Below are 22,334 nucleotides of genomic sequence, written 5' to 3'. Positions count from 1 at the left end.
CCTCGAGGAGGAACCCATGTTCAAAACCGTCGTTCGAGCCCTCCTCGTCTTTGCCACGCTTTCATCAGGAGTACCCGTCATGGCAGCCAGCCCCGAACAGAACCGCAAGGTCATCACCGATTATTATGCCGCCTACGGCACCGGCGACATGACCAAGGTCGCGTCCTTCTTCGCCGATGATATCGAATGGCATATCCCGGGCCACCATCCGCTTGCCGGCACCAAGCGCGGCAAAGCGGAAGTCGCCGCCTTCTTCCAGCAGCTCGGAAAGGCAGGCTTCCGCGCCGAACTCATCGCGCTAATGGCAGACGAAAACTGGGTGATCGACATGCATCGCGGCTGGTCGAACCGCGAGGGCGCCAATGTTGATACCGTCTGGGTACTGGCCTTCCGTATCGAGGACGGAAAGATCAAGGAAGCCCGCAACTTCTCCTATGACCAGGCGGCCGCCGACAGCTTCTTCTGGCAGGCTTATCCGCTAAAGCCGGTGCCGGAGCGGCTCGCAAATTAACCATGATTGCAATTGTTCCGTATTTGTTCTTTACTCATCCACGGAGTCCCGCTAAATTTCATTCAACGGCATGAGGTCGCATTACTATGACGGTAGCAAGATGAGCTTGCGCAAGCACGCTAGCCAGCTCTCGTTCCCCTTTGGCGAGAGCTGGCAGCTACCAAACCGGCCTGCACGACGGAAGAGCAAGCTGATGCTCGTGCTCAAGCCTTCCGCTCCTCTTGGTCTCATCATGCATGGCGATGCCATGCTTCATGCGGCGAACCAGAACACCCGCGATGCCTATCCGGCCGATCTTCTTCATATGAGCCTGCTTTGCATGGAAGAGTTCGATGAGCTTCCCCTGGCGCTTATCGAAGCAACCAGGATGGTCATGGCCGGTATCCAGGCAAGACCTATTCCGATCACGCTCGACAGCAGCGGCCTCTTCGGAGGCAGGCGTCATCTCGCCCTGTATCGCGCCAGGGGCAATCCGATTGTCAACCAGTTCGCGCAGATGCTGCGTCATGCCCTCGCTCGCCACAACCTTCCGAATGTCTGGATGGCGGACGCCGCCCCGCATGTGACGCTGATCTATGGCTGCGGCCGAATTGAACCCATGCCTATCGAGCGGAACTACGCCTGGATCGCCGGGGAATTCATGCTGGTCTACAGCCATTATGGCGAAACCCGGCACGAGGAATTCGGGAGATGGAGTTTCGATCCGAATGCCCCTGCTTATCCGATGCGGCCAGAACAGCTCCGCATGACGATCTGACGGAAAAGAATTTCACGAACATGTCGGGCCGACGGGAGCGCGGGCGTCCAGTGGCCGGTCACCATTACCAGGAGAGAGCAATTGATCATCCAGAAACATAAAATCGTGCCCCATCTCTGGTTCGAGAACAACGCCGAAGAAGCGGTCAATTTCTACGTCTCGATATTCGACAATTCGAGGATCACCGATGTCTCGCGCTTTGGCGACGCCGGCCCTGGCTTGAAAGGTTCGGTGATGGCGATGGGCTTCGAGCTCGAAGGCCAGAGCTTTGCGGCGATCAACGGCGGACCCTTGGCAAAGTTCAACGGTGCGGTTTCCTTCCTTGTCCATTGCGAGACGCAGGATGAGATCGACCATTATTACGGCAAGCTCGTCGAAGGTGGCCAGCAGCAGCCCTGCGGATGGCTGACGGACCGTTACGGCCTCGTCTGGCAGGTCAACTATGCCAGGATGGCGACAATGCTGACGGATAGCGACAACGCCCGGGCCAGTCGTGTCATGCAGGCCATGTTCTCGATGAAAAAGATCGAAATTGCCAAACTGGACGCTGCCTACGCGGGGTGACGCAACGCCACCTGCCGATATCAGACCTTGATCGCGAGGCGCAGCCCACCCCAGTGACGCCCGTTGACGGTGATCGGAGCGGAAATGTCCTTCATCAGCACGAATTGACCGCCACCCATGTCTCGACGGTAGGTCTGCAGCAGGAAAGGTTCCTTGTTGCGGCCAGCCGCCAGGCCCACACGGTCATTGAAGATGCGCCGGTTGCGGCAGTTGGCGGTATTCCAGGTTACGTCGCCGGGACGCTGGCGCTGCGAAAATTTTCGATTGTGGGTCGGCAGATAGCCGTTTTCATCGATGGCAGCACAGAATGCCACCTGCGGGTTGCTTTCGGCTGCCTGTTCCTGGATCGGCGGCAGGACGGCGTCGGTGAATTCCGTAAAGCGCGTCATGTACTGGACGGGATCGCTGCCGGGGATCGCTGCGTATTGCCGATCGAACAAAGCGCCAAGATCGATGCGGCCGGATTTGACGGCCGCCTCGAAGACAGATGAAACCTCGGCGGCATAGGCCATCACCGCGCGGATATGGGGGCTGTCCGGCGTCTCTATGCCGGCACTCGCCGTCGTCTGGATCATCCGCTCGGAAATCGTCACCACCTCGCCGACGCGCGACGAGGTCTGCTGCAGCTGGTCGTTGGATTTCAGGATCGCGCTTGCGGCAGAAGCGATCGAAGATGCGAACTCGCCGCATTGCCGGTCGACGGTCTCGGTGGTCCCGGCAAGCGAAGACGCGTTGTCGAGGATCTGGGTCATGACGCCTTCGACGCCCTTGAATGAACCCTGGACCTTCATCGCAGTCGTCTTGACGCCCTCGGCCGACTGGCTGGCGCCTTCGCCGGCCGCCACCAGCCGGTCGATGCGGCTGTTCAGTTGATCGAGCGTGACCTGGATCGAACTTGTGGTCTGGGAAGTCTGGAGCGAAAGCGCCCGCACTTCCGCGGCGACAACGGCAAAACCCTTGCCGGCTTCGCCAGCACGGGCCGCTTCGATCGCGGCATTCAATGCCAGGAGGTTCGTCTGCCGGGCAATCATGCCGATCGCGTCCGCCAAACGTCCGACGTCTCCGAGCGCTGTGGAAAACAGCTTGATCTCGGCGCCGATTTCCTGCGAGGCATGCACCATGTGGTCGATCGCCGTGATCGAGCCGGAAAGCTGCTCAGCCTGCTCGCCGAGCACCTTGCGAGCGTTCGCCGTCAGCTTGTCAGATTCCTGGAGGGAACGGGCAACATGGCCATTGGCGTCCGCGATCGATTGAGCGGACTGGGTCAGGCGACCAAGCAACTTCGCGTGTTCCGAGGACTGCGTCGCCGTATCCTGGATGGCACCGGCGATATCGACCAGATGAAGGCCAAGCGCGGACGCCTCGTTTGCGAGTTTGGCGACGGATCGCTTTAACGCCTCGCCGTCGACAGCCATAGGCTCCGACGGTGCCTCTTCCCTGATAATCAGCCCGACCAAATCCACATCTCCCGGAATATTAGGGGATCATAGGATATCTATGGTTAACGGACAGTTGCCGCGGGTATCTCGCAAAGACGTATACTTTAGGCTGAGATACGACACCCCTCCCGGCCGGATAAGGCCGGAAAGACGGATTAGCCGAGACGATCGAAAGCCTTCGGATCGATGCCGAGGGTGGTCAGGTCGACGTTGCTCGGACGGCGATGATTTTCAACGGCAGCCGAAACCGAAATTGCGGCGCTCATAACTGCAAAGGCGCGGCCAATGGCGCTGCCACGGGTCTTCTTCTGTGCGGACATGTGAAACTCTCCTTTTCGTTCTGCTAAAATATGATGTCTGTGCTGTTTTTGTGCAATGCACAACGAAACAGGGGAGCCATGCAACTGTCACATAACAACCGTTAACCACGCCAGATGGCTTGCATGGCGTGGGTTGCGCTTGGTATCGGTCAGGCCCGGACTGAAGAGGCTTCGATGACAATCACGATCTACGGCATCAAGAACTGCGATACGATGAAGAAGGCGCTCGACTGGCTCGACCGCAAGGGCGTCACCTACGCTTTTCACGATTACAAGGCCGAAGGGATCGACCGGGCACATCTCGATACCTGGACGGACCGCGCCGGCTGGGAAATCGTGCTCAACCGCGCCGGCACCACGTTCAAGAAACTCGACGAAACCGACAAGGCAGACCTCAACCGGGAGAAGGCGATCGCCCTGATGCTTGCCCAACCTTCGATGATCAAACGGCCGGTGCTGGAGGCGGACGGAAAGCTGATCGTCGGCTTCAAGCCGGAGATTTACGAAGAAGCCTTTTCCGAGATCTGAATCCAGGATCCGAGCCATGTCCAAGACAACCCGCGCCACCCAGATGCTCGAAAAGGCCGGTATCGCCTTTGCCACCGTCACCTATGACTACGATCCGAACGCAGACCGGATCGGGATGCAGGCGGCGGAGGCGATCGGCGAGGAGCCGCGCCGTGTTCTGAAGACACTGATGGCGGAAGTGGACGGCAAGGCGGTCTGCGTCGTGGTGCCGTCGGACCGCGAGGTCGCGATGAAGAAGCTTGCGGCGGCATTCGGCGGTAAGTCGGCGAACATGATGAAGCCCGCCGATGCGGAACGGGCAACCGGCTATCATGTCGGCGGCATCAGCCCCTTCGGCCAGAAGAAGCTCGTGCCGACCGCGATCGAGATCACCGCGCTCGACGAGCCGCATGTTTTCATCAACGGCGGCCAGCGCGGACTGCAGGTGCGGCTCGACCCGAAAGCGGCTCGCGACGCACTGAAGGCGGTCGCAGCACCGCTGGTGGCATGATGGCGATCATGAGTGAAATGACCTCGACTCTTCGAATTCTCGAGCCCTATCCAGGCATCTTTGCCTATTACGATGGCCGGGTGCCTGGCAAACGGCTGCATGCGAAAACCGCAAACTGGCTGGACGACGGCGCCTATTCGCTCGGCGTCGCATCCTATGCAATCGTCGATCAGGGCGAGGCGCTGGTCTATGACACCCATATCTCGCTCAGTCACGCCAAGGCGATCCGCACCCATCTGGAAGGGCTCGGCGTCAAGAAGATCCGCGTCGTGCTCAGCCACTGGCACAAGGATCATATTGCCGGAAACGCGATCTTTTCCGATTGCGAAATCATCGCGCTGACGCTGACGGCCGAGAAGCTGAAAGAAAATCGCGAGAAGATCGAAAGCGCCGATCCACCGATCTCACCTCTCATCATGCCGACGACGCTGTTCGATGGCCAGTTCGATCTGACGGTCGGCCGCCGTCGGATCGAACTGCATCATTTCGCCATCCACAGCGCCGACGGAAATGTGATCTGGCTGCCGCAAGAACGGCTTCTGCTGGCCGGCGACACGCTGGAAGACACTGTCACCTATATTTCGGAAGCGGCCGAGATCGGTACGCATATCGGCGAACTCGCGCGGATGGCCTCCTGGCCGATCGCAAAAATCCTGCCGGCGCATGGCGATGCGGAGCGCATCGCGGCCGGTGGTTATGGGTCGGACCTGATCGATGCCAACCGCGCCTATCTGCGCCGCATGGCGGGCGCGATTGCCGCTGGCCAGGACATCGATCCCTCGCTGAAATCGCTCGTCGCAGAAGAGATCGCCTCGGGCGCCGTGCTTCACTTCGCGCCTTACGAAGAGGTTCATGCCAGCAACATTGCCGCGGTCAAGGCGGCGCTGCAGCACTGACCGGCCAGACGAACCGGCCGGATCAAACCATCACGGCCATTTCGCCGACCATTGCTTGAGGGCGGCAAGCGCCGGTGCCGGCCATCTGCGGACCGCCGGACGCAGGATGATCTTCTTTCCCATCGGCTTCCAGGCGAGATACAGCTTTCTCGCCGAAATATCGGCGGCGACCAACGCCTCTGCCTCGGTGCACATATGCGGCATGCAGGCTTCGCCAATATAAAAACCGTTCTTGAACGCTCCGCTGCCGGGTCCGGTGATGGAGCTCTCGAATTCCTGTCGATGCTCGCCAAGCATGGCGTTTGCCGTTTCGGCAATCGGGCCTATGCCGAGAAGTTCGGAAGGGTGCCCCGCCTTTTTCATGTCATCCCAGCCCATCGTCGCATTCGGCTGGAAGGCGACCTTGCCTGCCTCGGCGAAACCTTTTCCGGGCGTCCAGGTCCAGCGCAGGCTCGGCTGCCCGGGGATGGCTTCGGTTGCAAGCAGAAGGTGATCGCCCTCTGCCGCAATCGAAGCCGCGGCCCGGCAATCGTCCATCGGCTCGTCGACGCGCGGCTCTCCGCCCGGCGGAAACGAGACGACCAAGGGCGAACCCGGGCAGGCATTGCCGCCATCCGAACTGACCACGACGACAAACGGCACATCTGCGACCAGACCGACATTTTCGATCAGCAGGAACCGGTTGGAATGGACCTGCCTGCCGTCGATCGTCAGTTTCTCCTCATCGTCATCGGATGCGATGGCCACCTGATGGTCGAACATGGTCGCTGCAAAGTCTGCCGAGAGACTGACGGAGGCCGAGGCGCCGAAGAGAACGGCGTATAACAAGGCGGTTTTCATGAACATCGATCCCTGAGCTTCAATTTTGCCCCAAACCTCTTTAAGTCTCGTCGATGACAGAAATCAGGTGAGGTCTCTCATGACAATCGTGCCGAATTTTCAAACCGTCGTCGATCCTCAAAAGCTCGAAAAGCTGGCGGAAGTGGCCATCAAGGTGGGCTTGCGCCTCGAGAAGGGGCAGGATCTGGTGATCACGGCACCGATCGCCGCCCTGCCGCTCGTGCGGCTGATCACCAAACACGCCTATATGGCCGGCGCCGGCATCGTCACGACCTTTTATTCCGACGAGGAAACGACGGTGGCGCGCTACGAATATGCGCCAGACGGCAGCTTCGACAAGGCATCCGGCTGGCTCTATGACGGCATGGCCCAAGCCTATGCCAATGGCGCCGCACGACTTGCCATTTCCGGCGACAATCCGATGATGCTCTCCGGCCAGGATCCGGCCAAGGTGGCGCGCGCCAACAAGGCCAATTCCATGGCCTACAAACCCGCCTTGGAAAAAATCGCCAATTTCGACATCAACTGGAACATCGTTTCCTATCCCAATCCGTCGTGGGCGCGCCAGGTCTTCCCGGACGTTCCGGAAGACGTGGCGGTCGGCAAGCTGGCGGACGCGATCTTCGCTGCCTCGCGCGTCGATCTCGCCGATCCGGTCGCGGCATGGGCCGAACATAACGGCAATCTCAAGAAGCGCTCCACCTGGCTCAACGGCGAGCGCTTTTCCGCGCTCCACTTCACCGGCCCAGGCACCGACCTGACGGTTGGCCTTGCCGACGGCCACGAATGGCATGGCGGCGCGTCCACCGCCAAGAACGGCATTACCTGCAACCCCAACATCCCGACCGAAGAAGTCTTCACCACGCCGCATGCGCTGAAGGTCGAAGGCCATGTCTCCAGCACCAAACCGCTCTCGCACCAGGGCACGCTGATCGACAATATTCAGGTGAAATTCGAAGGCGGCCGGATCGTCGAGGCGAAGGCTTCGAAGGGCGAGGAAGTGCTGAACAAGGTCCTGGATACGGACGAAGGCGCCCGAAGGCTCGGCGAAGTGGCACTGGTGCCGCATTCCTCGCCGATCTCCAGGAGCGGTATCCTGTTCTACAACACCCTGTTCGACGAAAACGCCTCCTGCCACATCGCGCTCGGCCAGTGCTACTCGAAGTGCTTCCTCGACGGTGCATCGCTCAGCCAGGACCAGATCAAGGCACAGGGCGGCAATTCCAGCCTGATCCACATCGACTGGATGATCGGCTCCGACAAGGTCGACATCGACGGCCTGCGCGCCGATGGCACCAAGGTGCCGGTGATGCGTAAGGGCGAGTGGGCCTAAATCCTCAACCTAACATCTGGAGCGCAGCTTTCACGCGCTCCAGGTGCCGCCTGCGCTTCTCATCGGCGGCCCGGTCCATGTCGTGCAGCGCCAGCATGCGGAAATCGACTTTTCTGTTGCAGAAGATCGCGATACCGCGCCTGAGCTGACGACGCACGGGGTCGCCCATATAGAACTTCACGACCCACCAGGGCGAACCTGTGGTCGTGAAGGCACAGAAATGGCGGATGTTGGTGAGCAAGGGCACGATCCTTCCGCCCGCCTTGTCGTGGCGGAAGGCGACACCTGGCGCAAAGACTCGGTCGAAGAAACCCTTAAGCACCGCCGGCAGGTTGAACCACCATTGCGGGAAGACGAATATCAGCGCCTCGGCCTTCTGCAGCCGCGCCACGAGATCCGCCACCTCCGATGTGTCGTAGGGCACATCGAAGTAAGCGCGCCGTTCGTGTTCCGTCAGCCGCGGATCAAAACTCTCCGAATAGAGATCGACCAGGTCCACCGTATGGCCATTCGCCTCCAGCGTCTCGCGTGCCACGCGGGCAACCGAATGCGCAAAGCTTTCCGGCAGCGGATGGGCAAGCACCAGGAGCACATGCATCAGAAGAGCGTGCCCTGTTTTGGCGCGTCTCCGGGCGGCTCCGGTTTCGCCGGCCGCTTCTTGGGCTCAGGCGCCGCAACGGGAGGATCGGCCAGTTCGCCGCCCTCGCCGGTCACCGCTGCAATGCGGCCGTCGGCAAATTCCACGGAGATCGCCTGCCCCTGACCAATGCCGGCAGCGCGTGTCAGCGGCCGGTCGTCCTCGCCGCGCACCACGGCAAAGCCGCGCTTCAGCACGTTCTTGTAGGAGAGCGATTGCAGCACGCGATCCTGCGCTGTGATCGCCGCACGGCTGCGCATCAGCGTGTGCGAGATCGCCGTATCCGCGTGGCGGGCCATCGATGCGAGATGCTGGCGCTCGCGCTGCAGCTGGCCGAGCAGCCTTGCCGGGAGCGCCGAAAGCGATGCGCCGGCTTTGGCAACACGGTTGTTCTCCTTCAGCACTTGCAGTTCCAGGCAGCGGTCGCCGCGCGTCAGCCGGTCGGCCAGCAACTGCCGCTGCTGGGCAAGGCGGTTGGTCAGCAGTTCCAGCCGCAGCCCCGAAGAGGCTCGTTCAAAACTGCGGCGCTTGACCACCGTGGTGCGTTCCAGTCCACGCCCGAGACCGGCCGCCGCTTCGTCGAAGCGCCGGCGCGGCAAGGCCAGCAACTGGTCGAGCGAGGGAAGCGCGCGAACCAGCGCACGAACCGATTGGCGGCTCTGGTCCATCTGGCGGCTGGTGGCGCTGCGAAGGCGAGCTGTGAGATTGGCGACCTGCGCTTCGAGGTCCGCCTTGACCGGCACGGCCATTTCGGCGGCACCGGTCGGCGTCGGTGCGCGGATATCGGCGGCGTGGTCGATCAGCGTCCAGTCGGTCTCATGGCCGACCGCCGAGATCAGCGGGATCTCGCTGTCCGCCGCGGCACGCACAACGGCCTCGTCGTTGAAACTCCAGAGATCTTCGAGACTGCCGCCGCCGCGGGCGACGATCAGCACGTCCGGCCGCCTGATTGGGCCGCCAGGCGCCATCGCATTGAAGCCGCGGATTGCGGCCGCCACCTCGTCGCCCGATCCTTCGCCTTGCACCTTGACGGGCCAGACGATGACATGCACCGGAAAACGGTCGGAGATACGATGCAGGATATCACGGATGACGGCGCCGGTCGGCGAGGTCACGACGCCGATGACCCGCGGCAGGAAGGGCAGAGGCCGCTTGCGGGCCTGGTCGAAAAGTCCTTCGCCGCCGAGCCGGCGCCGACGTTCCTCGAGCAGCGCCATCAGCGCGCCGGCACCCGCCGGCTCCAGGTTCTCGATGACGATCTGGTATTTCGAAGAACCGGGGAAAGTGGTGATCTTGCCCGTGGCGATCACTTCCATGCCCTCTTCCGGGCGGAATTTGATGCGCGGGAAGGTGCCCTTCCAGATCACCGCATCGATCCGGGCGCGATCGTCCTTCAGCGAGAAATAGGCGTGGCCCGAGGAGTGCTGGCCGCGATAACCGGAAATCTCGCCACGTACCCGCACGTGGTCGAACGCATTTTCCACCGTGCGCTTGATCGAGCCGGACAGTTCCGACACCGAAAATTCGGTGAGGTTCGTGGGCGAATCGTTGTCGAGCAAACTGGTCATCCTTCTCTTCTAAAGGAAGAGCGCGGCGATTTCACCAGTTCCAGGCGGCGGAAACGGGGATGATGTGCCCTCAAAAAGAACGTTTCGAATGGCTCTTTCGATGATGCAACAAGGGCCGGCCCCGCGGACGGTTCGTGCCCAAGTATTTGGCGTTGCATCTTTTCTTCTGCCGAAGAAGCCACATTTTCTTCTGCGGAAAGGCCGGAAGCCTGCGGTACAGCGTTTTTTTAAGCCTCGCATTTTCCCCGTGGGAGAGAGGAGAGCGACAATGACGGACAGCGATATTCAAGGAGATTTCGTCCATGCCCGACCGTTTCGCCAATACCCAAGCCTCGCTTTCCGGCCCCGCTTCCTCCGGCTTTGCGATCACGCCCAGCGACAGTGCAGATCTGCCGGAGGCGACGCGCGCTCTTTATGTGGGCACCGGCGGTCACCTGTCCGTACGCATGCTGTCGGGCGAAGTGCTCACACTTTCGAACGTACCGGCCGGCGGCCTGCTCCCGTTGCGGGTGACCCGCGTGTTTGCCACCGGCACGACGGCGGTGGCAATCGCCGGCCTCGTCTGAGGGAAATGGCGGGTGGCGATGCAGCCTAAACCTTTGCTGCTCCGCTTCGAGGACAGGCGGCAGGCCATGTCCGTGCTCGGCGAGATCGGCATTGCGTTCGATACCGTCTCCGGTGACGGCATCATCCGCAAGCCGACAGGCGAAACGGCCGAATTCGAAGGCGAGGTCGTCGCCCTCACCTGCCCGGTCTCGGGCTACCATGTCCGGCTCATCTGGCGAGGAGAACTGCCACGCTCGCTGGCGCCATATCTTGTGGATCGCGACGCTTCTGGCGAATGCCAGAGCCACTGAACATGGCTTAACCGCACCGAATCAGATCGTATCAAAGTCGTCGCGGGCCCTAACGCCCGCCACGCATTGGAACGAAAGCATTTATTAGCACGTTGCTAATACGCTCGTTCCCTTGAGGCAGATGAGGAGATATCCGAGTGCTTTTCCTGACCGCTGCATCGATAGGCATCTGCGTCGGCATGATGCGGTCCGCATTCTCGATCGCTTTAATCGCTGTCATGATCACCGCGACATTCGCGCTTGCGACCGCCATTTCGCCCGGCCCGGCGTCCTATTTCAATCTTCTGATCGCCATTCTCGGCTACAATGCGGGACTGATCGCGTTCCTCACCGGTCTTTTCGCGCTGCAGACCCGCCGCGTGGCGTGAGGGCATTTCATCCTCGCAATCAATTCTTGTCCGGCAGCACCTTGTAGAGGCGAAAGCCACTTTTGCTCGGTTGTCCAAACGGCTGGAGATAATCGGGCACCTGGCCGCGGGCGAGGCTGGCATAGAGTCCGTCCGGCTTGCGCCTGATCAGGCCATCCGTTTGCGGGTCGGTCTTGCAGAAGGCGAGCGCCGTCACGCCGGCACCTCTCAGAAAGGCCTTTGCTTCGCCTGGCTGGGCGAGACCTATGTAGAGTTCGGTCAGCATGCCTTTCTGGTTACGATGATAAGGTGCCGACAGGGCCCTGTGAGGGGTCCAGCGTAGAATATCCGCGCCGCTGTTGGAGGGCGCGGCGATGACGCCCGTGGGCAAGGTGTTCAATGCGGCCATGTCCGCCGGATCACCGCACTCGCCGACTTCGCCGCCGGAAATGCCGGCCCCGGAGAGCGCCCGCATGTCGGCCGCTTGTTTCCAGCCATTGACCGCAAGGAGGCCGCCCAAGGCCCAGACAATCGGCACCGACATCAGCACGGCGCTGATATAGGCAAAGGCGGTGCTGGGGTTCTCGGGATCGGCCGCGGAGGCGCGCCGCAGATCGGTGATCAGCAGCGACAACGGTAGGATGGCCAGCATGTTGGAAAAGAAAGCGCCCCGCACCTGCAGCAGCGCGATCCCCCATGACGCCCCGATCAGCGCCAGCAGCACGAGATGGAGTTCCGTCTCCTCGCGCTTCAGGCTGCGGACAAGGCAGACGACGATCGCAAAGAGCCCGACGGCGTAGAATCCACCGACCATTTCCGGCTCGGTCTGGGCTTCGGCGAAGACCGAGCGTGCTTCCGTGACGCCGTTCAGCCATAGCTCGACCAATAGCGGATCGAGCGTGCCGAGCGGATCGCCGAGGCATTGCGGCGCGATGATGCGGGCCGTCAGCAGCAGCACCCCGCCGGTAACGCCGGCCAAGGCGACACGGAAAGGCCGACTGCGCTGTTTCGGCAGGCTTGCGAGGAGAAAGAGCGCAGCTCCTCCCAGTGCGGAAAGGGCATTGAAGCCGAGCGAAAAGTTATCGCAGGTGACGACCGCATAGGCGCGCGGCGGGATCGTCAGGAAAAAGGCCGCCGAGACGGACAGCGCCAGCGACAGGCCGAAGAAACGGGCCGGCCGGGAAAATGCCGGGCCATGCCAAACCCACTGAAGCGCGACGCACACGCAGACGACAGCAACAAAAGGTGTCGTTTCGACGCCGATCGCCAATGCCAGCGCGCAGGCGATGGCCGCGACGATATAGCTCGATGCTCGCTTCTGCGGATCGACCAGCATCGCGGCGATCCACATGACGATCGTAAGCTGGACGTTGTGATGATCGATGGAACCGGGCTTGAAGCGGACGCAGCCGAGGACGAACAGCGCCCCAAGGCCGAGCGCGATATGCATGGTCGCAACGCCGGCCAGTCTGCGGGCAGCCAGACCAAGCGGCAGGAGAAGAAGCGGCACCAGAAGCAGAGGCCAGATCGTGACGACGACGGCTTCGGCCTTGCCCGGAGTGAGGAAGAGCGAAGACAGCCGGATCAGCAGCGCGATCGGCAGGTCGATCAACCGCGACCAATGCATCAGCGTGCCGTCCTCAAGACCGAGCCGGTACTGGGTCAGGTCGAACCAGTTCTGGCCACCGAGAAAATCCCTGATCTCGACGAGCCGCATGACGTCATCATTGTCGGCTCCGACGTAATCCTTGGCGTCCGAGAGAAAAAACGCGAGAGCTATCGCCGCGGCAACGGCCGCATAAAGTACCACCGCCGGCAGAAGCCGCGACAGTAGCGGCACAGCGGGCTGGCCTGCCGCCCTAGATAGGGATCTGTCTGCCATGTTTTCCGTCATCTTGGTGCGGACTTTTCGCCTGTTTCGAGGGTTGAGGAAACCTAGCCTTAACCTTCCCAAGAAATAGTAAAGCCTGCGGCACGGGAGACTCCCGCGTTCGGTTTTCCGTGTATCGAGTGAAAAACATGACCGACGCCCTGACCGGCCATTTCGACATCGCGATCCTGCTGCCCTGTTATAACGAGGCGATGACCATTGCCGGCGTGGTGCGCGGTTTCCGCGAGGCGCTTCCCGGTGCCCGGATCTATGTCTACGACAACAATTCCACGGACGGCACCGCACTCCAGGCGATGCTCGCGGGCGCCCTCGTCATGCGCGAGCGTCGGCAGGGCAAGGGCCATGTGGTGCGCCGGATGTTCGCCGACATCGAGGCAGATATCTACATCATGGCCGACGGGGACGGCACCTATACGCCGCAGGATGCGGAGGAACTGGTCCGCACGCTTTTGACCGAGCGCGCCGACATGGTGGTCGGCACACGGCGCGGAGTGCATGCGGATGCGGGGCGGCAGGGTCATGCGGCCGGCAACCGGCTGTTCAACTTCCTCTACCGGACGATGTTCGCTCCCGACTTCACCGATATCTTCTCCGGTTACCGAGCCTTCTCGCGCCGGTTCGTGAAGAGCTTTCCTGCCGTCTCCGGCGGATTCGAGATTGAGACCGAAATGTCGGTGCATGCCTCGCTGCTGAAGCTGCCGGTCTGCGAGATCGAACTTGATTATGGGAGGCGGCCCGAAGGCTCGCATTCCAAGCTCTCGACCTTCAAGGACGGCGTCAAGATCCTCTGGATGTTTGCCATGCTGATGAAGGAAACGCGGCCGTTTGCCTTTTTCGGCCTGATCAGCGGCGCCTTCATGGCGGCGAGCCTGATCTTCATGGCGCCGGTGCTGGTCGCCTATTTCCAGACCGGCCTCGTCGAGCGCATGCCCACCTGGGTGTTTTCGCTGGTGCTGATGCTGGTTTCCTTGCTGATTTTCACCGCCGGGCTGATCCTCGATTCCGTCTCCCGCGCCCGCGCCGAGCAGCTTCGTATCCACTACATGAGCCTGCCGGCCAGCGTCCATGCCACCGACCCTGTGCAGGTTCCGGCCCGGCCCGCCAAGCCCGAGCGGCGCAGGACCAAAGCCGCATGAACCGGGAAACCACAAACCGCATCCGCTTTGTCATCGAGGATCTGCTGCCGCCGATCCTCAGGGATTCGTCGATGTTCCTGTGGCTCGCCAAACGCGTCTGGGGCGACCATATCAGCCATCTCGCCAGCTTCCGCGAACGGGCGCCGTTCCTGACGGCTGAGGAATATGCGGACCTCTACCGCAACCATCCGCGCGTCCATGAAGGTACGGACAATTCGGCGGCCTGCATCCGGCGTATCAATTCCATGATCGTCGGAACCAGCGTCTGCGACGTCGGCTGCGGCACCGGTGCGCTGCTCACCTATATCCGCGCCGCCCATCCCGAACTCACGCGTCTGGTCGGCGTCGATTTCGTCGTCGAGGATGCGGCCGCGATCGAAGGTGTCGAATACGTCGCCGCCAAGATCGAGGATCTGCCGTTTGCCGATGGCGAGTTCGATACCGTAGTCTGCACCCATGTGATCGAGCATGTGCTGGAATACAGGGAAGCGATTGCGGAACTCAGGCGGATCGCCAGAAAGCGGCTGATCATCGTCGTGCCCCGCGAACGGGAATCCCGCTACACGTTCAATCCGCATTTCAACTTCTTCGCCTACACGCATTCCTTCCTGCGTGCGGCCCATCCGGTGCCGGAGGTCTATGTCTGCGAAGATATCGGCCGCGATATCTTTTACAGCGAAGACCGGCCGGGCTGAGGATATTCGATGTTCGCCTCGCTTTCCCCCATCACCTGGCTCGGGCTTCTCGGAACGCCGCTGCTGATCGCTATGGGGCAGGTTCTCTTCAAGATGACCAGCTCCACCGCCGGTGACTTTTCGTTGCGCGGGCTCGCGGCGCTCGCCGCCAACCCGGTGCTGATCGCAGCATTGGCGCTTTACGGTTTCGGCACGATCGTCTGGATTTACGTGCTCAAGTCCGTACCGCTGACGCTCGCCTATTCGTTCATGGGGCTGACGTTCTGCTTCGTGCCGCTGCTGGCGCAGCTTTTCTTCGGCGAACCGCTGACGTTTCGATATGCGCTTGGGACCGTGCTGATCTTTGCCGGCCTGCTGGCGATCAACGGCTGACCGCGCGATGACCAGCCGCGCCCGGTTTGCCATTCTCCTCGCGCTGCTGATCATCGTCGATGCGCTGCTGCTAAAGATCCTGGCCACCGAGACCGAGGCCGGCACGCTTGTAGACCGCCTAATGTCGCTGAGCGGCGGCCTCGTTGCCGCACTGGCCCTGCACAGAATAATGCCCGCGGCTTCGGATCACGTGCGCCAGCCAGGTTTCTGGCCGCTCGTCACGATCGGCCTTGTGCTGAACTACGGGATTTTCGTAGCGCTGGCGTCACGCGCGCCGCATGTGCAGCCGCTCGTGCATTTCGGCTTCGCCTGGGCCTGCGCGCTCATCTTCGGCGGCTTCGGGCTGTACCGCATCCGCCGCTGGCGGAACTAGACCTTTTCCCAGCCGTCGTGGCCGCCGGCACGGTAGATGGCATCGATGAACTTCTGGTTCTTCAGCGAATTCTCGAGCGTCACGACTTCGACCGGCTCGCCCTTGGTTGCCTTCGCGAAGGCCTCCGCCTGGCGCTTGTATTGCCGGCTGTCCGGGAAGCGGAATATCTGCGACACCGCGTGGTTTTGATTGGTGAGCTCGACTTCCTCGGCCCCCCAGCGGCCGGCATTGAACGGCGACTTGACCTCGATGTAGCCCTCGGTGCCGTGGAAGACCATCAGCTGGCGGGCGGCCATCTGGGTGGCGATATAGAAGGTCATTTCGAACGAACCGAAATCCGCCTTGACGCTGGAATAGATATCCGTGCCGAAACCGGGATCGCGTTCCACCCGCGCCTGTATCCGCTGCGGTTCCTGGCCGGTCACGAAACGTGTGGTGATCGTTGGGTAGACGCCGATATCCGGCAGGGCTCCGCCGCCGAGTTCCGGGATATTGCGCATGTTGGACGGATCGCGGTTGAAATAGCTGAACGATCCCTGGACATGCTTCAGTTCGCCGATCGCCTTTTGGCTCAGCAGTTCGCGCACCTTCAGCCAGACCGGTGCGTAAGTAACCATGAACGCTTCGCAGATCAGCTTGCCGGTGCGGTCGCGCACCTTGATCAGGTCCTCGATCTCGCTCGCCTTGATCGCGATCGGCTTTTCGGACAGCACATGCTTGCCGGCTTCGGCGGCCTTGATCGACCATTCGACATGCTGGCTGGAAGGCAGCGGAATATAAACGGCGTCGATGACGTCGGAGGCCAGCATCTCTTCGTAGGAACCGAAGGCATGCGGGGCGCCGAAACGGTCGGCGAGCGCCCGCGCCTTGGCGAGATCGCGGCTGGCAAAGGCGGTAACGACGCAGTTCTCCGCATCCTGGATCGCCGGCACCACCTGTTCATGACCGATCCTGGCAGTGGACAGGATTCCGAAACGCAGCATGTGAGCCTCCCTATGGCATTGTTGCCGCACCTTATTGGCCTGCCGGGAACAGCGCAACGGCACACCGGATGCGGCGCTTGAAAAAGTGATCGTCCGCCCAAAATAGGGGCTGGTCGGCGGCGGAACATCGGCTAATCTCAGGCTCCTTTCCCAAGCTCAACCACTCACTTAAAAAATTTTGGAGGAATATCATGGAGCTGCGCGCACTCGGCCGAACCGGCCTTTCCATTTCCCCCGTCGTTCTCGGCGGCAACGTGTTCGGCTGGACCGCCGACGAAAGGACGTCGTTCGACATCCTCGACCGGTTCTTCGATGCCGGCTTCAACACGATCGATACGGCCGACAGCTACAATCGCTGGGTGCCCGGCCATGTCGGCGGCGAGTCCGAGGCGATCATCGGCAAATGGCTGAAGAGCGGCGGCATTTCCCGCGACAAGGCGGTCATCGTCACAAAGGTGGGCTCCGACATGGGCCAGAGCAGGAAGGACTTGTCCGCCAAGTGGATCCTCGAAGAGGTCGAAAACTCCCTGCGCCGACTGCAGAGCGACTATATCGACCTCTACCTCGCTCACTGGCCGGACGAAGCCGTACCTTACGAGGAAACGCTCGGCGCCTTCGCCAAGCTGAAGGAACAGGGCAAGATCCGCGCGATCGGCTGCTCCAACCTCGACGCCCAAATGCTGCAGGATAGTTTCGACGCCGCCAAGAAGGCTGGCCTGCCGCGCTACGACGTGCTGCAGCCACAATATAATCTCTATGACCGCGACACGTTCGAAGGGCCGCTTGCGGATCTCTGCGTCAGCCAAGAGATCGGCGTCATCAACTATTACGGCCTCGCCTCCGGCTTCCTGACCGGCAAATACCGCGACAAGGCCGATACCGAAGGCAAGGCACGCGGCGGCAGGGCGCTCGGTTATCTCAACGACAAGGGCCTGCGCATCCTTGCAGCTCTCGACGAGATCTCGGTCGAGACCAATGCCGAGCCCGCCTCGATCGCGCTCGCCTGGCTGATCCAGACCCGCGGCGTCACCGCGCCGATCGCCAGCGCCACCAGCGTCAGCCAGCTCGACGCGATCATCGCCGCCGGCAACCTGACCCTCTCGGCCGACCAGATGAAGCTGCTCAACGAGGCCGGTGCCTGATCAATCCAACGGGCGCCACGAGACGCCCGTCAGTTTCTGCGATTAAAAAAGGAGGCTCTCATGAAAATGAGGAAGCTTGGAAAAGAACTGACCGTTTCCGCCGTCGGACTGGGCTGCATGGGCATGAGCCACGGTTACGGCGGCCAGGACGAACAGGAAGCAATCGGGACGCTGCACCGCGCCGTCGATCTCGGCGTCAATTTCTTCGATACCGCCGAAGTCTACGGCCCCTTCAAGAACGAAGAACTGCTCGGCAAGGGCCTGAAGCCTTTCCGCGACAAGGTCGTCATCGCCACCAAATTCGGCTTCAGGATCGACCCGAATGCCTCCGACGCCCGGGCAATGTCCGGCCTCGACAGCCGGCCGGAACACGTGCGCGAAGTGGCGGAAGCCTCGCTGAAACGCCTCGGCATCGAGGTGATCGACCTTTTCTACCAGCACCGCGTCGACCCGAATGTGCCGATCGAGGATACCGTCGGTGCGATGGCAGACCTCATCAAGGAAGGCAAGGTGCGTGCGCTCGGGCTTTCCGAAGCCGGTGCCGCCGCCATCCGCCGCGCCCATGCGGTCCACCCTATCACGGCGCTGCAGAGCGAATATTCGCTCTGGACCCGCGAGCCGGAAGGCGAAATCCTCGATACCTGCCGCGAGCTGAATATCGGTTTCGTGCCGTTCAGCCCGCTCGGGCGCGGTTTCCTCACAGGCAAGATCCAGAAGCCGGAGGATTTCGGCCCGGACGACTTCCGCAATACGCTACCGCGCTTCAGCGCCGAGAACATGGCCGCCAATGCGGCCCTGGTGAAGACGCTGGAAGACATGGCCGCCCAGAAGGGCGTTACCGCCGCGCAGCTGTCGCTGGCCTGGGTTCTCGCCCAGGGCGACTTCATCGTGCCGATCCCCGGTGCCAGAAAAATTCCGCATCTGGAACAGAACGTTGCCGCGACGGAAATCTCGCTCTCTCCGGACGAGTTGAAGACGCTCGGCGATCTGCTGGCGCCGGAAAAATTCTCCGGTACCCGCTACGCCGCGCAGGCTATGGCCTGGACGAACCGTTAAGTTTGCCCTTGCTAACGCAAGCTCGGGCTTCCATCTTTCCGTGTTAGTATGCTGGCGCTAACACGGGAGAAGATCGATGTCCGAGGAGCAGGCCGTTCAGGCGGTGATCCATCTCTATGTGGACGGAATGACGTTTGCGCATGAAGCGGCGCTTCGGAAGGCATTTCATCCGAAGGCCTGCATCATCGGCAATTACGATGGCGCGGTCGAATGGCTGTCGCTCGACGAGTTCATCGGAGCGGTCACCTCGGAAGGTCCCGCTCCGGCCGGCACGCAGCCGCTGATCCAGATCGAGGCGCTCGACGTTACCGGCGACGCCGCGACGGTGAAGGTCGTCGATCAGTTCGCCGGCATGCGGTTCTCGGATTATCTCTCGCTTCTGAAGATCGACGGCCGCTGGGTGATCGTCAACAAGCTCTATCACCTGCATTCCTGAACGGTCCCCCATCGCTTACCGTTTAAGCGCCGGGAACCCGATGTAGTGCTCGGAATGATCGCCTTCGTTGTTGGGCATGCCGATCTTGGTGAGAACCCCGCGCGGCTCGGCGAAGCTGCGGATGCGACGGATGGGCCTTTCGTGCCACTGGATGTTCATCGCCCAGAGTTTCGGAAAGACCATGATCGACGAGTAAGGCAGATGGTCGTGGATCCACCAAACCATCTTCTGCCAATCGCCGTCGTCGTTATAGTTGTCGATCAGCCAGGGAAAGACGACGCAGGCCGTGGCACCCATGAAGCCCTGTGCATCGCGCCGATCCCAGATATGGTCGGCGGCGGTATTGGCGTTGGATGAACAATTGAGATTGTTCTTGTTGCCGAACTCGTTGACCTTGGCGCAGCGATAACCGGAGCGCAGGTGCAACCGCCCGAACGTCGCTTGCAGCGGCTCCAGCAGTTCCTCGCAAAGATGCCGGCCAGCCTCGATCGCCAGGTCCGGATCTTCCGGGATGTTCGGGATGCCGTAGAAATTGGCGATCTCCGAAAACAGGAAATCGCGGAGGAAGAAGTTCTTCGATAGCCTCACCCGGCCGAGTTCCTCAAGCCCTTTCATCGAACCCGGTGTGCGCATCCGTTCCTCCAACAAAAAAAGCCTGCCCCACATCATCCGTGAGACAGGCTATCTTTCAGAGGTGATTCAGGCCACCCGTTTCAGGCGCGCAAAGTTCCGCCGGTGGTCTTTTCGACATTGGCGACGATCTTGGCCGTCAACGCGTCGAAATCCTCGTCGGTCAACGTGCGCTCGGCCGGCTGGATCAGCACTTCGACCGCAATCGACTTCCGACCCTCGCCAAGCGATGCACCCTCGAACACGTCGAAGACGTTGACGCCGGTGATCAGTTTCCGGTCGGCGCTCGACGCCGCCTTGACGATCGCGCCGGCTTCCACATCACTCGAAACCACGAAAGCGAAGTCGCGCTTGACGGCCTGGAATGGCGAAAGCTCCAGCGGCGGCTTGGTACGCGTCGCCTTCTTCTTCGGCTCAGGCATGGCGTCGAGGAAGACTTCGAAGCCGCAGAGAGCGCCCGAGACATCAAGCGCGCCCAGCGTCTTCGGGTGGAATTCGCCGAAATAACCGAGCACGACTTTCGGACCCATCTTGATGGTGCCGGAGCGGCCCGGATGATACCATTCCGGTGCGCCCTTCTCGATCTGCACGTTGCCCATCGGCAGGCCGCAGGCTTCGAGCACCGCCAGCGCATCGGCCTTGGCGTCGAAGACGTCGACCGGCTTGCCGCCGCCCTTGGCAGCGTTCGACCAGAGACGGCCGGTGCCGTTGATCGAGGCCGTGCCGCGACGAATGCCGCCGGCAACGCGGCGCTGGCCTTCCGGCCTGTCGTTTTCGTAAGTGCCGGACACTTCGAAGATCGCCACGTCACCAAAGCCCTTGTCGGCATTGCGCTGCGCGGCGGAAAGCAGGCCCGGCAGCAGCGACGGCCGCATGTCGGACATGTCGGCTGCGATCGGGTTGGCAAGCCTCAGCGCCCCGGCGCCGCCGCCGAAGAGCTTTGCCTGATCTTCCGGAATGAAAGACCAGGTGACGGCTTCCAGCATGCCACGTGAGGCAAGCGCCCGCTTAGCGGTGCGGGTGCGGATCTGCAGGGTTGTCAGGATCTTGGCATTGACGCTCGAGAGTTTCTCGATCGGCTCGGGCTTGATCTGGTCGACGCCATGAATGCGCATGACTTCTTCGACGAGGTCCGCCTTGCCGTCGACGTCAGGACGCCAGGAGGGCACGGTGACCGAGACGCGTTCTCCGGAACCTTCGACCGCGAAACCAAGTCGCGTCAGAATATGGCGGCTCTCCTCGGTCGAGACTTCGAGGCCGGTCAGGCGTTTCACTTCCGCATAGGGGAAATCGACGATCTTCGGCTGATATCCCTTGTAACCGACGACTTTCGCTTCCGCGGCGACGCCGCCGCAGAGTTCCAGCACCAGCTGGGTGGTGCGGTCGAGGCCGAGGACCATGTATTCCGGATCGACGCCGCGCTCGAACCGGTAGCGGGCATCGGTGATGATGCCGAGCGAACGGCCGGACTTGGCAATGTTGATCGGGTCCCAGAGCGCCGACTCGATCAGCACGTCGACTGTGTTCTCGTCGCAGCCGGAATGTTCGCCGCCCATGATGCCGCCGATCGATTCCACGCCGTTGTCGTCTGATATAACGACGTTATTGGGGTTCAGCTTGTATTCACGCGTATCGAGCGCCAGCACCGTCTCGCCGTCCAACGCGCGGCGCACCGTCAGGTCGCCCTTCACCTTGGCGGCGTCGAAGACGTGCATCGGCCGGCCGTGGTCGAAGGTCATGAAGTTGGTGATGTCGACCAGCGCATTGATCGGGCGAAGGCCGATCGCCTTCAGCCGTTGCTGCATCCAGAGTGGGCTCGGGCCGTTCTTGACGCCGCGCACCAGGCGAAGGCCGAAACCGGGGCAGAGCCGCTCGTCGTCGAGAATGATCTTGAGACCGACGGAGGTCTGGCCTTCGGTCTTGAAGTCCGGCTTCGCATGAGGTTTCAGCGTGCCGAGGCCAGCCGCGGCCAGATCGCGGGCGATGCCGTGGATCGAGGTGCAGTCCGGGCGGTTCGGCGTCAGGTTGATCTCGATGACCGGGTCGTCGAGGCCGGCATAAGAAGCGAACGGCGTACCGACCGGCGCGTCCTCGGCCAAATCGATGATGCCGTCGTGATTGTCGGACATGTCTAGCTCTTTTTCCGAGCACATCATGCCGTGGCTTTCGACGCCGCGGATATTGCCGACTGCCAGCGTCACGTCGATACCCGGAACGTAAGTTCCAGGTTTCGCGAATGCACCGATCATGCCGGCGCGTGCGTTGGGGGCGCCGCAGACGACCTGCACCGGCTTGCCGTCGCCGGCATCCACCATCAGCACCTTGAGGCGGTCGGCGGACGGATGTTTTTCGGCCGACAGCACCTTGGCGATGACGAACGGCTTATAGGCCGCCTTGTCGTCGACATCCTCGACTTCGAGACCGATCGCCGTCAGGCGGTCACAGATTTCATTGAGGGTCGCATCCGTTTCCAGATGATCCTTCAGCCAGGAGAGTGTGAATTTCATTGTCTTTGTTCTCGTCTCAAAATCAT

26 protein-coding genes are annotated in these 22,334 nt (G+C 61.6%); 17 read left to right on the top strand and 9 right to left on the bottom strand.

What is annotated here, in order from left to right:
* Positions 1-16 precede the first annotated feature (16 nt).
* The 3 genes from RG540_RS22080 to RG540_RS22070 all read left to right on the top strand — a co-directional run bounded on the left by RG540_RS22080 (position 17) and on the right by RG540_RS22070 (position 1,832).
* On the top strand, positions 17-511 hold the full coding sequence (locus RG540_RS22080; RefSeq protein ID WP_244446597.1) for a nuclear transport factor 2 family protein: 495 nt from the start codon (positions 17-19) through the stop codon (positions 509-511).
* A 193-nt stretch (positions 512-704) separates the two neighbouring features.
* Positions 705-1,268, top strand: a complete 564-nt coding sequence (locus RG540_RS22075) for a 2'-5' RNA ligase family protein (RefSeq protein ID WP_051909566.1) — start codon at positions 705-707, stop codon at positions 1,266-1,268.
* A gap of 81 nt (positions 1,269-1,349) precedes the next feature.
* The gene (locus RG540_RS22070; RefSeq protein WP_065814428.1) at positions 1,350-1,832 is read left to right on the top strand and encodes a VOC family protein; all 483 of its coding nucleotides are present in this window, start codon (positions 1,350-1,352) and stop codon (positions 1,830-1,832) included.
* 20 nt (positions 1,833-1,852) lie between these two features.
* Here RG540_RS22070 and RG540_RS22065 read toward each other — a convergent pair whose 3' ends face one another.
* Together RG540_RS22065 and RG540_RS32910 are read right to left on the bottom strand one after the other, a co-directional pair.
* Positions 1,853-3,247 carry a methyl-accepting chemotaxis protein gene (locus tag RG540_RS22065; RefSeq protein ID WP_051909564.1) on the bottom strand — a complete coding sequence of 465 codons (1,395 nt, stop codon included), beginning with the start codon at positions 3,245-3,247 and terminating at the stop codon, positions 1,853-1,855.
* Positions 3,248-3,426: 179 nt separating this feature from the next.
* The gene (locus RG540_RS32910) at positions 3,427-3,591 is read right to left on the bottom strand and encodes a hypothetical protein (protein ID WP_167551683.1); all 165 of its coding nucleotides are present in this window, start codon (positions 3,589-3,591) and stop codon (positions 3,427-3,429) included.
* A 174-nt stretch (positions 3,592-3,765) separates the two neighbouring features.
* Here RG540_RS32910 and RG540_RS22060 point away from each other — a divergent pair, with 174 nt between their 5' ends.
* Genes RG540_RS22060 through RG540_RS22050 form a run of 3 tightly spaced genes read left to right on the top strand, consistent with a single transcriptional unit; the run spans position 3,766 to position 5,505 of the window.
* Positions 3,766-4,119 (top strand): ArsC family reductase, encoded by a 354-nt coding sequence (locus RG540_RS22060; RefSeq protein ID WP_038592527.1) that lies wholly within the window; start codon positions 3,766-3,768, stop codon positions 4,117-4,119.
* Between the two features lie 16 nt (positions 4,120-4,135).
* The gene (ybaK, locus tag RG540_RS22055; protein WP_038592524.1) at positions 4,136-4,609 is read left to right on the top strand and encodes a Cys-tRNA(Pro) deacylase; all 474 of its coding nucleotides are present in this window, start codon (positions 4,136-4,138) and stop codon (positions 4,607-4,609) included.
* An 8-nt stretch (positions 4,610-4,617) separates the two neighbouring features.
* Positions 4,618-5,505, top strand: coding sequence for an MBL fold metallo-hydrolase (locus tag RG540_RS22050; protein ID WP_051909678.1), 888 nt, complete (start codon positions 4,618-4,620; stop codon positions 5,503-5,505).
* A gap of 30 nt (positions 5,506-5,535) precedes the next feature.
* Here the strand turns inward: RG540_RS22050 and RG540_RS22045 are convergent, their stop codons facing one another.
* Positions 5,536-6,345: a hypothetical protein gene (locus tag RG540_RS22045; protein WP_157884637.1), complete on the bottom strand. Its 810-nt coding sequence runs from the start codon at positions 6,343-6,345 to the stop codon at positions 5,536-5,538.
* 79 nt (positions 6,346-6,424) lie between these two features.
* Between RG540_RS22045 and RG540_RS22040 the strand changes: the two genes are divergently transcribed.
* Positions 6,425-7,678: an aminopeptidase gene (locus RG540_RS22040; RefSeq protein ID WP_038592516.1), complete on the top strand. Its 1,254-nt coding sequence runs from the start codon at positions 6,425-6,427 to the stop codon at positions 7,676-7,678.
* A 4-nt stretch (positions 7,679-7,682) separates the two neighbouring features.
* On the opposite strand, the gene RG540_RS22035 is transcribed toward RG540_RS22040, so the two are convergent.
* Positions 7,683-8,276, bottom strand: coding sequence for an NAD(P)H-dependent oxidoreductase (locus tag RG540_RS22035; RefSeq protein WP_038592513.1), 594 nt, complete (start codon positions 8,274-8,276; stop codon positions 7,683-7,685).
* Positions 8,276-9,883 carry an exodeoxyribonuclease VII large subunit gene (xseA, locus tag RG540_RS22030; protein ID WP_038592510.1) on the bottom strand — a complete coding sequence of 536 codons (1,608 nt, stop codon included), beginning with the start codon at positions 9,881-9,883 and terminating at the stop codon, positions 8,276-8,278. The genes RG540_RS22035 and xseA overlap by 1 nt, the downstream gene beginning before the upstream one ends.
* Before the next feature lie 302 nt (positions 9,884-10,185).
* Between xseA and RG540_RS22025 the strand changes: the two genes are divergently transcribed.
* The 3 genes from RG540_RS22025 to RG540_RS22015 all read left to right on the top strand — a co-directional run bounded on the left by RG540_RS22025 (position 10,186) and on the right by RG540_RS22015 (position 11,108).
* The gene (locus RG540_RS22025; protein ID WP_038592507.1) at positions 10,186-10,449 is read left to right on the top strand and encodes a spike base protein, RCAP_Rcc01079 family; all 264 of its coding nucleotides are present in this window, start codon (positions 10,186-10,188) and stop codon (positions 10,447-10,449) included.
* Between the two features lie 18 nt (positions 10,450-10,467).
* On the top strand, positions 10,468-10,740 hold the full coding sequence (locus tag RG540_RS22020; RefSeq protein WP_157884636.1) for a hypothetical protein: 273 nt from the start codon (positions 10,468-10,470) through the stop codon (positions 10,738-10,740).
* A 137-nt stretch (positions 10,741-10,877) separates the two neighbouring features.
* A complete protein-coding gene (locus RG540_RS22015) occupies positions 10,878-11,108 on the top strand; it encodes a hypothetical protein (protein ID WP_038592501.1) in 231 nt (76 codons plus the stop codon).
* Positions 11,109-11,127: 19 nt separating this feature from the next.
* Here the strand turns inward: RG540_RS22015 and RG540_RS22010 are convergent, their stop codons facing one another.
* A complete protein-coding gene (locus RG540_RS22010) occupies positions 11,128-12,969 on the bottom strand; it encodes a hypothetical protein (RefSeq protein ID WP_244446596.1) in 1,842 nt (613 codons plus the stop codon).
* A 137-nt stretch (positions 12,970-13,106) separates the two neighbouring features.
* Here RG540_RS22010 and RG540_RS22005 point away from each other — a divergent pair, with 137 nt between their 5' ends.
* The 4 genes from RG540_RS22005 to RG540_RS21990 are packed head-to-tail and all read left to right on the top strand — an operon-like array spanning position 13,107 to position 15,554.
* Positions 13,107-14,114, top strand: a complete 1,008-nt coding sequence (locus tag RG540_RS22005) for a glycosyltransferase (protein WP_038592495.1) — start codon at positions 13,107-13,109, stop codon at positions 14,112-14,114.
* Positions 14,111-14,809: a class I SAM-dependent methyltransferase gene (locus tag RG540_RS22000; protein ID WP_038592492.1), complete on the top strand. Its 699-nt coding sequence runs from the start codon at positions 14,111-14,113 to the stop codon at positions 14,807-14,809. Before RG540_RS22005 ends, RG540_RS22000 begins: the two co-directional genes overlap by 4 nt.
* A gap of 9 nt (positions 14,810-14,818) precedes the next feature.
* A complete protein-coding gene (locus RG540_RS21995) occupies positions 14,819-15,181 on the top strand; it encodes an EamA family transporter (RefSeq protein ID WP_038592489.1) in 363 nt (120 codons plus the stop codon).
* A gap of 7 nt (positions 15,182-15,188) precedes the next feature.
* Entirely contained in the window at positions 15,189-15,554 is a 366-nt protein-coding gene (locus tag RG540_RS21990) for a hypothetical protein (RefSeq protein WP_038592486.1), read from the top strand.
* On the opposite strand, the gene RG540_RS21985 is transcribed toward RG540_RS21990, so the two are convergent.
* A complete protein-coding gene (locus tag RG540_RS21985) occupies positions 15,551-16,537 on the bottom strand; it encodes a Gfo/Idh/MocA family protein (RefSeq protein ID WP_038592483.1) in 987 nt (328 codons plus the stop codon). The genes RG540_RS21990 and RG540_RS21985 overlap by 4 nt on opposite strands.
* Before the next feature lie 191 nt (positions 16,538-16,728).
* Here RG540_RS21985 and RG540_RS21980 point away from each other — a divergent pair, with 191 nt between their 5' ends.
* The 3 genes from RG540_RS21980 to RG540_RS21970 all read left to right on the top strand — a co-directional run bounded on the left by RG540_RS21980 (position 16,729) and on the right by RG540_RS21970 (position 19,171).
* Entirely contained in the window at positions 16,729-17,679 is a 951-nt protein-coding gene (locus RG540_RS21980) for an aldo/keto reductase (protein WP_038592480.1), read from the top strand.
* 60 nt (positions 17,680-17,739) lie between these two features.
* Positions 17,740-18,735 carry an aldo/keto reductase gene (locus tag RG540_RS21975; RefSeq protein ID WP_038592477.1) on the top strand — a complete coding sequence of 332 codons (996 nt, stop codon included), beginning with the start codon at positions 17,740-17,742 and terminating at the stop codon, positions 18,733-18,735.
* Between the two features lie 76 nt (positions 18,736-18,811).
* Complete coding sequence (locus RG540_RS21970) at positions 18,812-19,171, top strand: nuclear transport factor 2 family protein (RefSeq protein WP_038592474.1); 360 nt, start codon at positions 18,812-18,814, stop codon at positions 19,169-19,171.
* A 15-nt stretch (positions 19,172-19,186) separates the two neighbouring features.
* Here the strand turns inward: RG540_RS21970 and RG540_RS21965 are convergent, their stop codons facing one another.
* Complete coding sequence (locus tag RG540_RS21965) at positions 19,187-19,804, bottom strand: hypothetical protein (RefSeq protein ID WP_038592471.1); 618 nt, start codon at positions 19,802-19,804, stop codon at positions 19,187-19,189.
* Between the two features lie 80 nt (positions 19,805-19,884).
* The gene (pheT, locus tag RG540_RS21960) at positions 19,885-22,308 is read right to left on the bottom strand and encodes a phenylalanine--tRNA ligase subunit beta (RefSeq protein ID WP_038592468.1); all 2,424 of its coding nucleotides are present in this window, start codon (positions 22,306-22,308) and stop codon (positions 19,885-19,887) included.
* Positions 22,309-22,334 lie beyond the last annotated feature (26 nt).

This window comes from Neorhizobium galegae bv. orientalis str. HAMBI 540, assembly GCF_000731315.1.
GTDB lineage: Bacteria > Pseudomonadota > Alphaproteobacteria > Rhizobiales > Rhizobiaceae > Neorhizobium > Neorhizobium galegae.
This window is presented reverse-complemented; position numbering and strand designations above follow the sequence as displayed.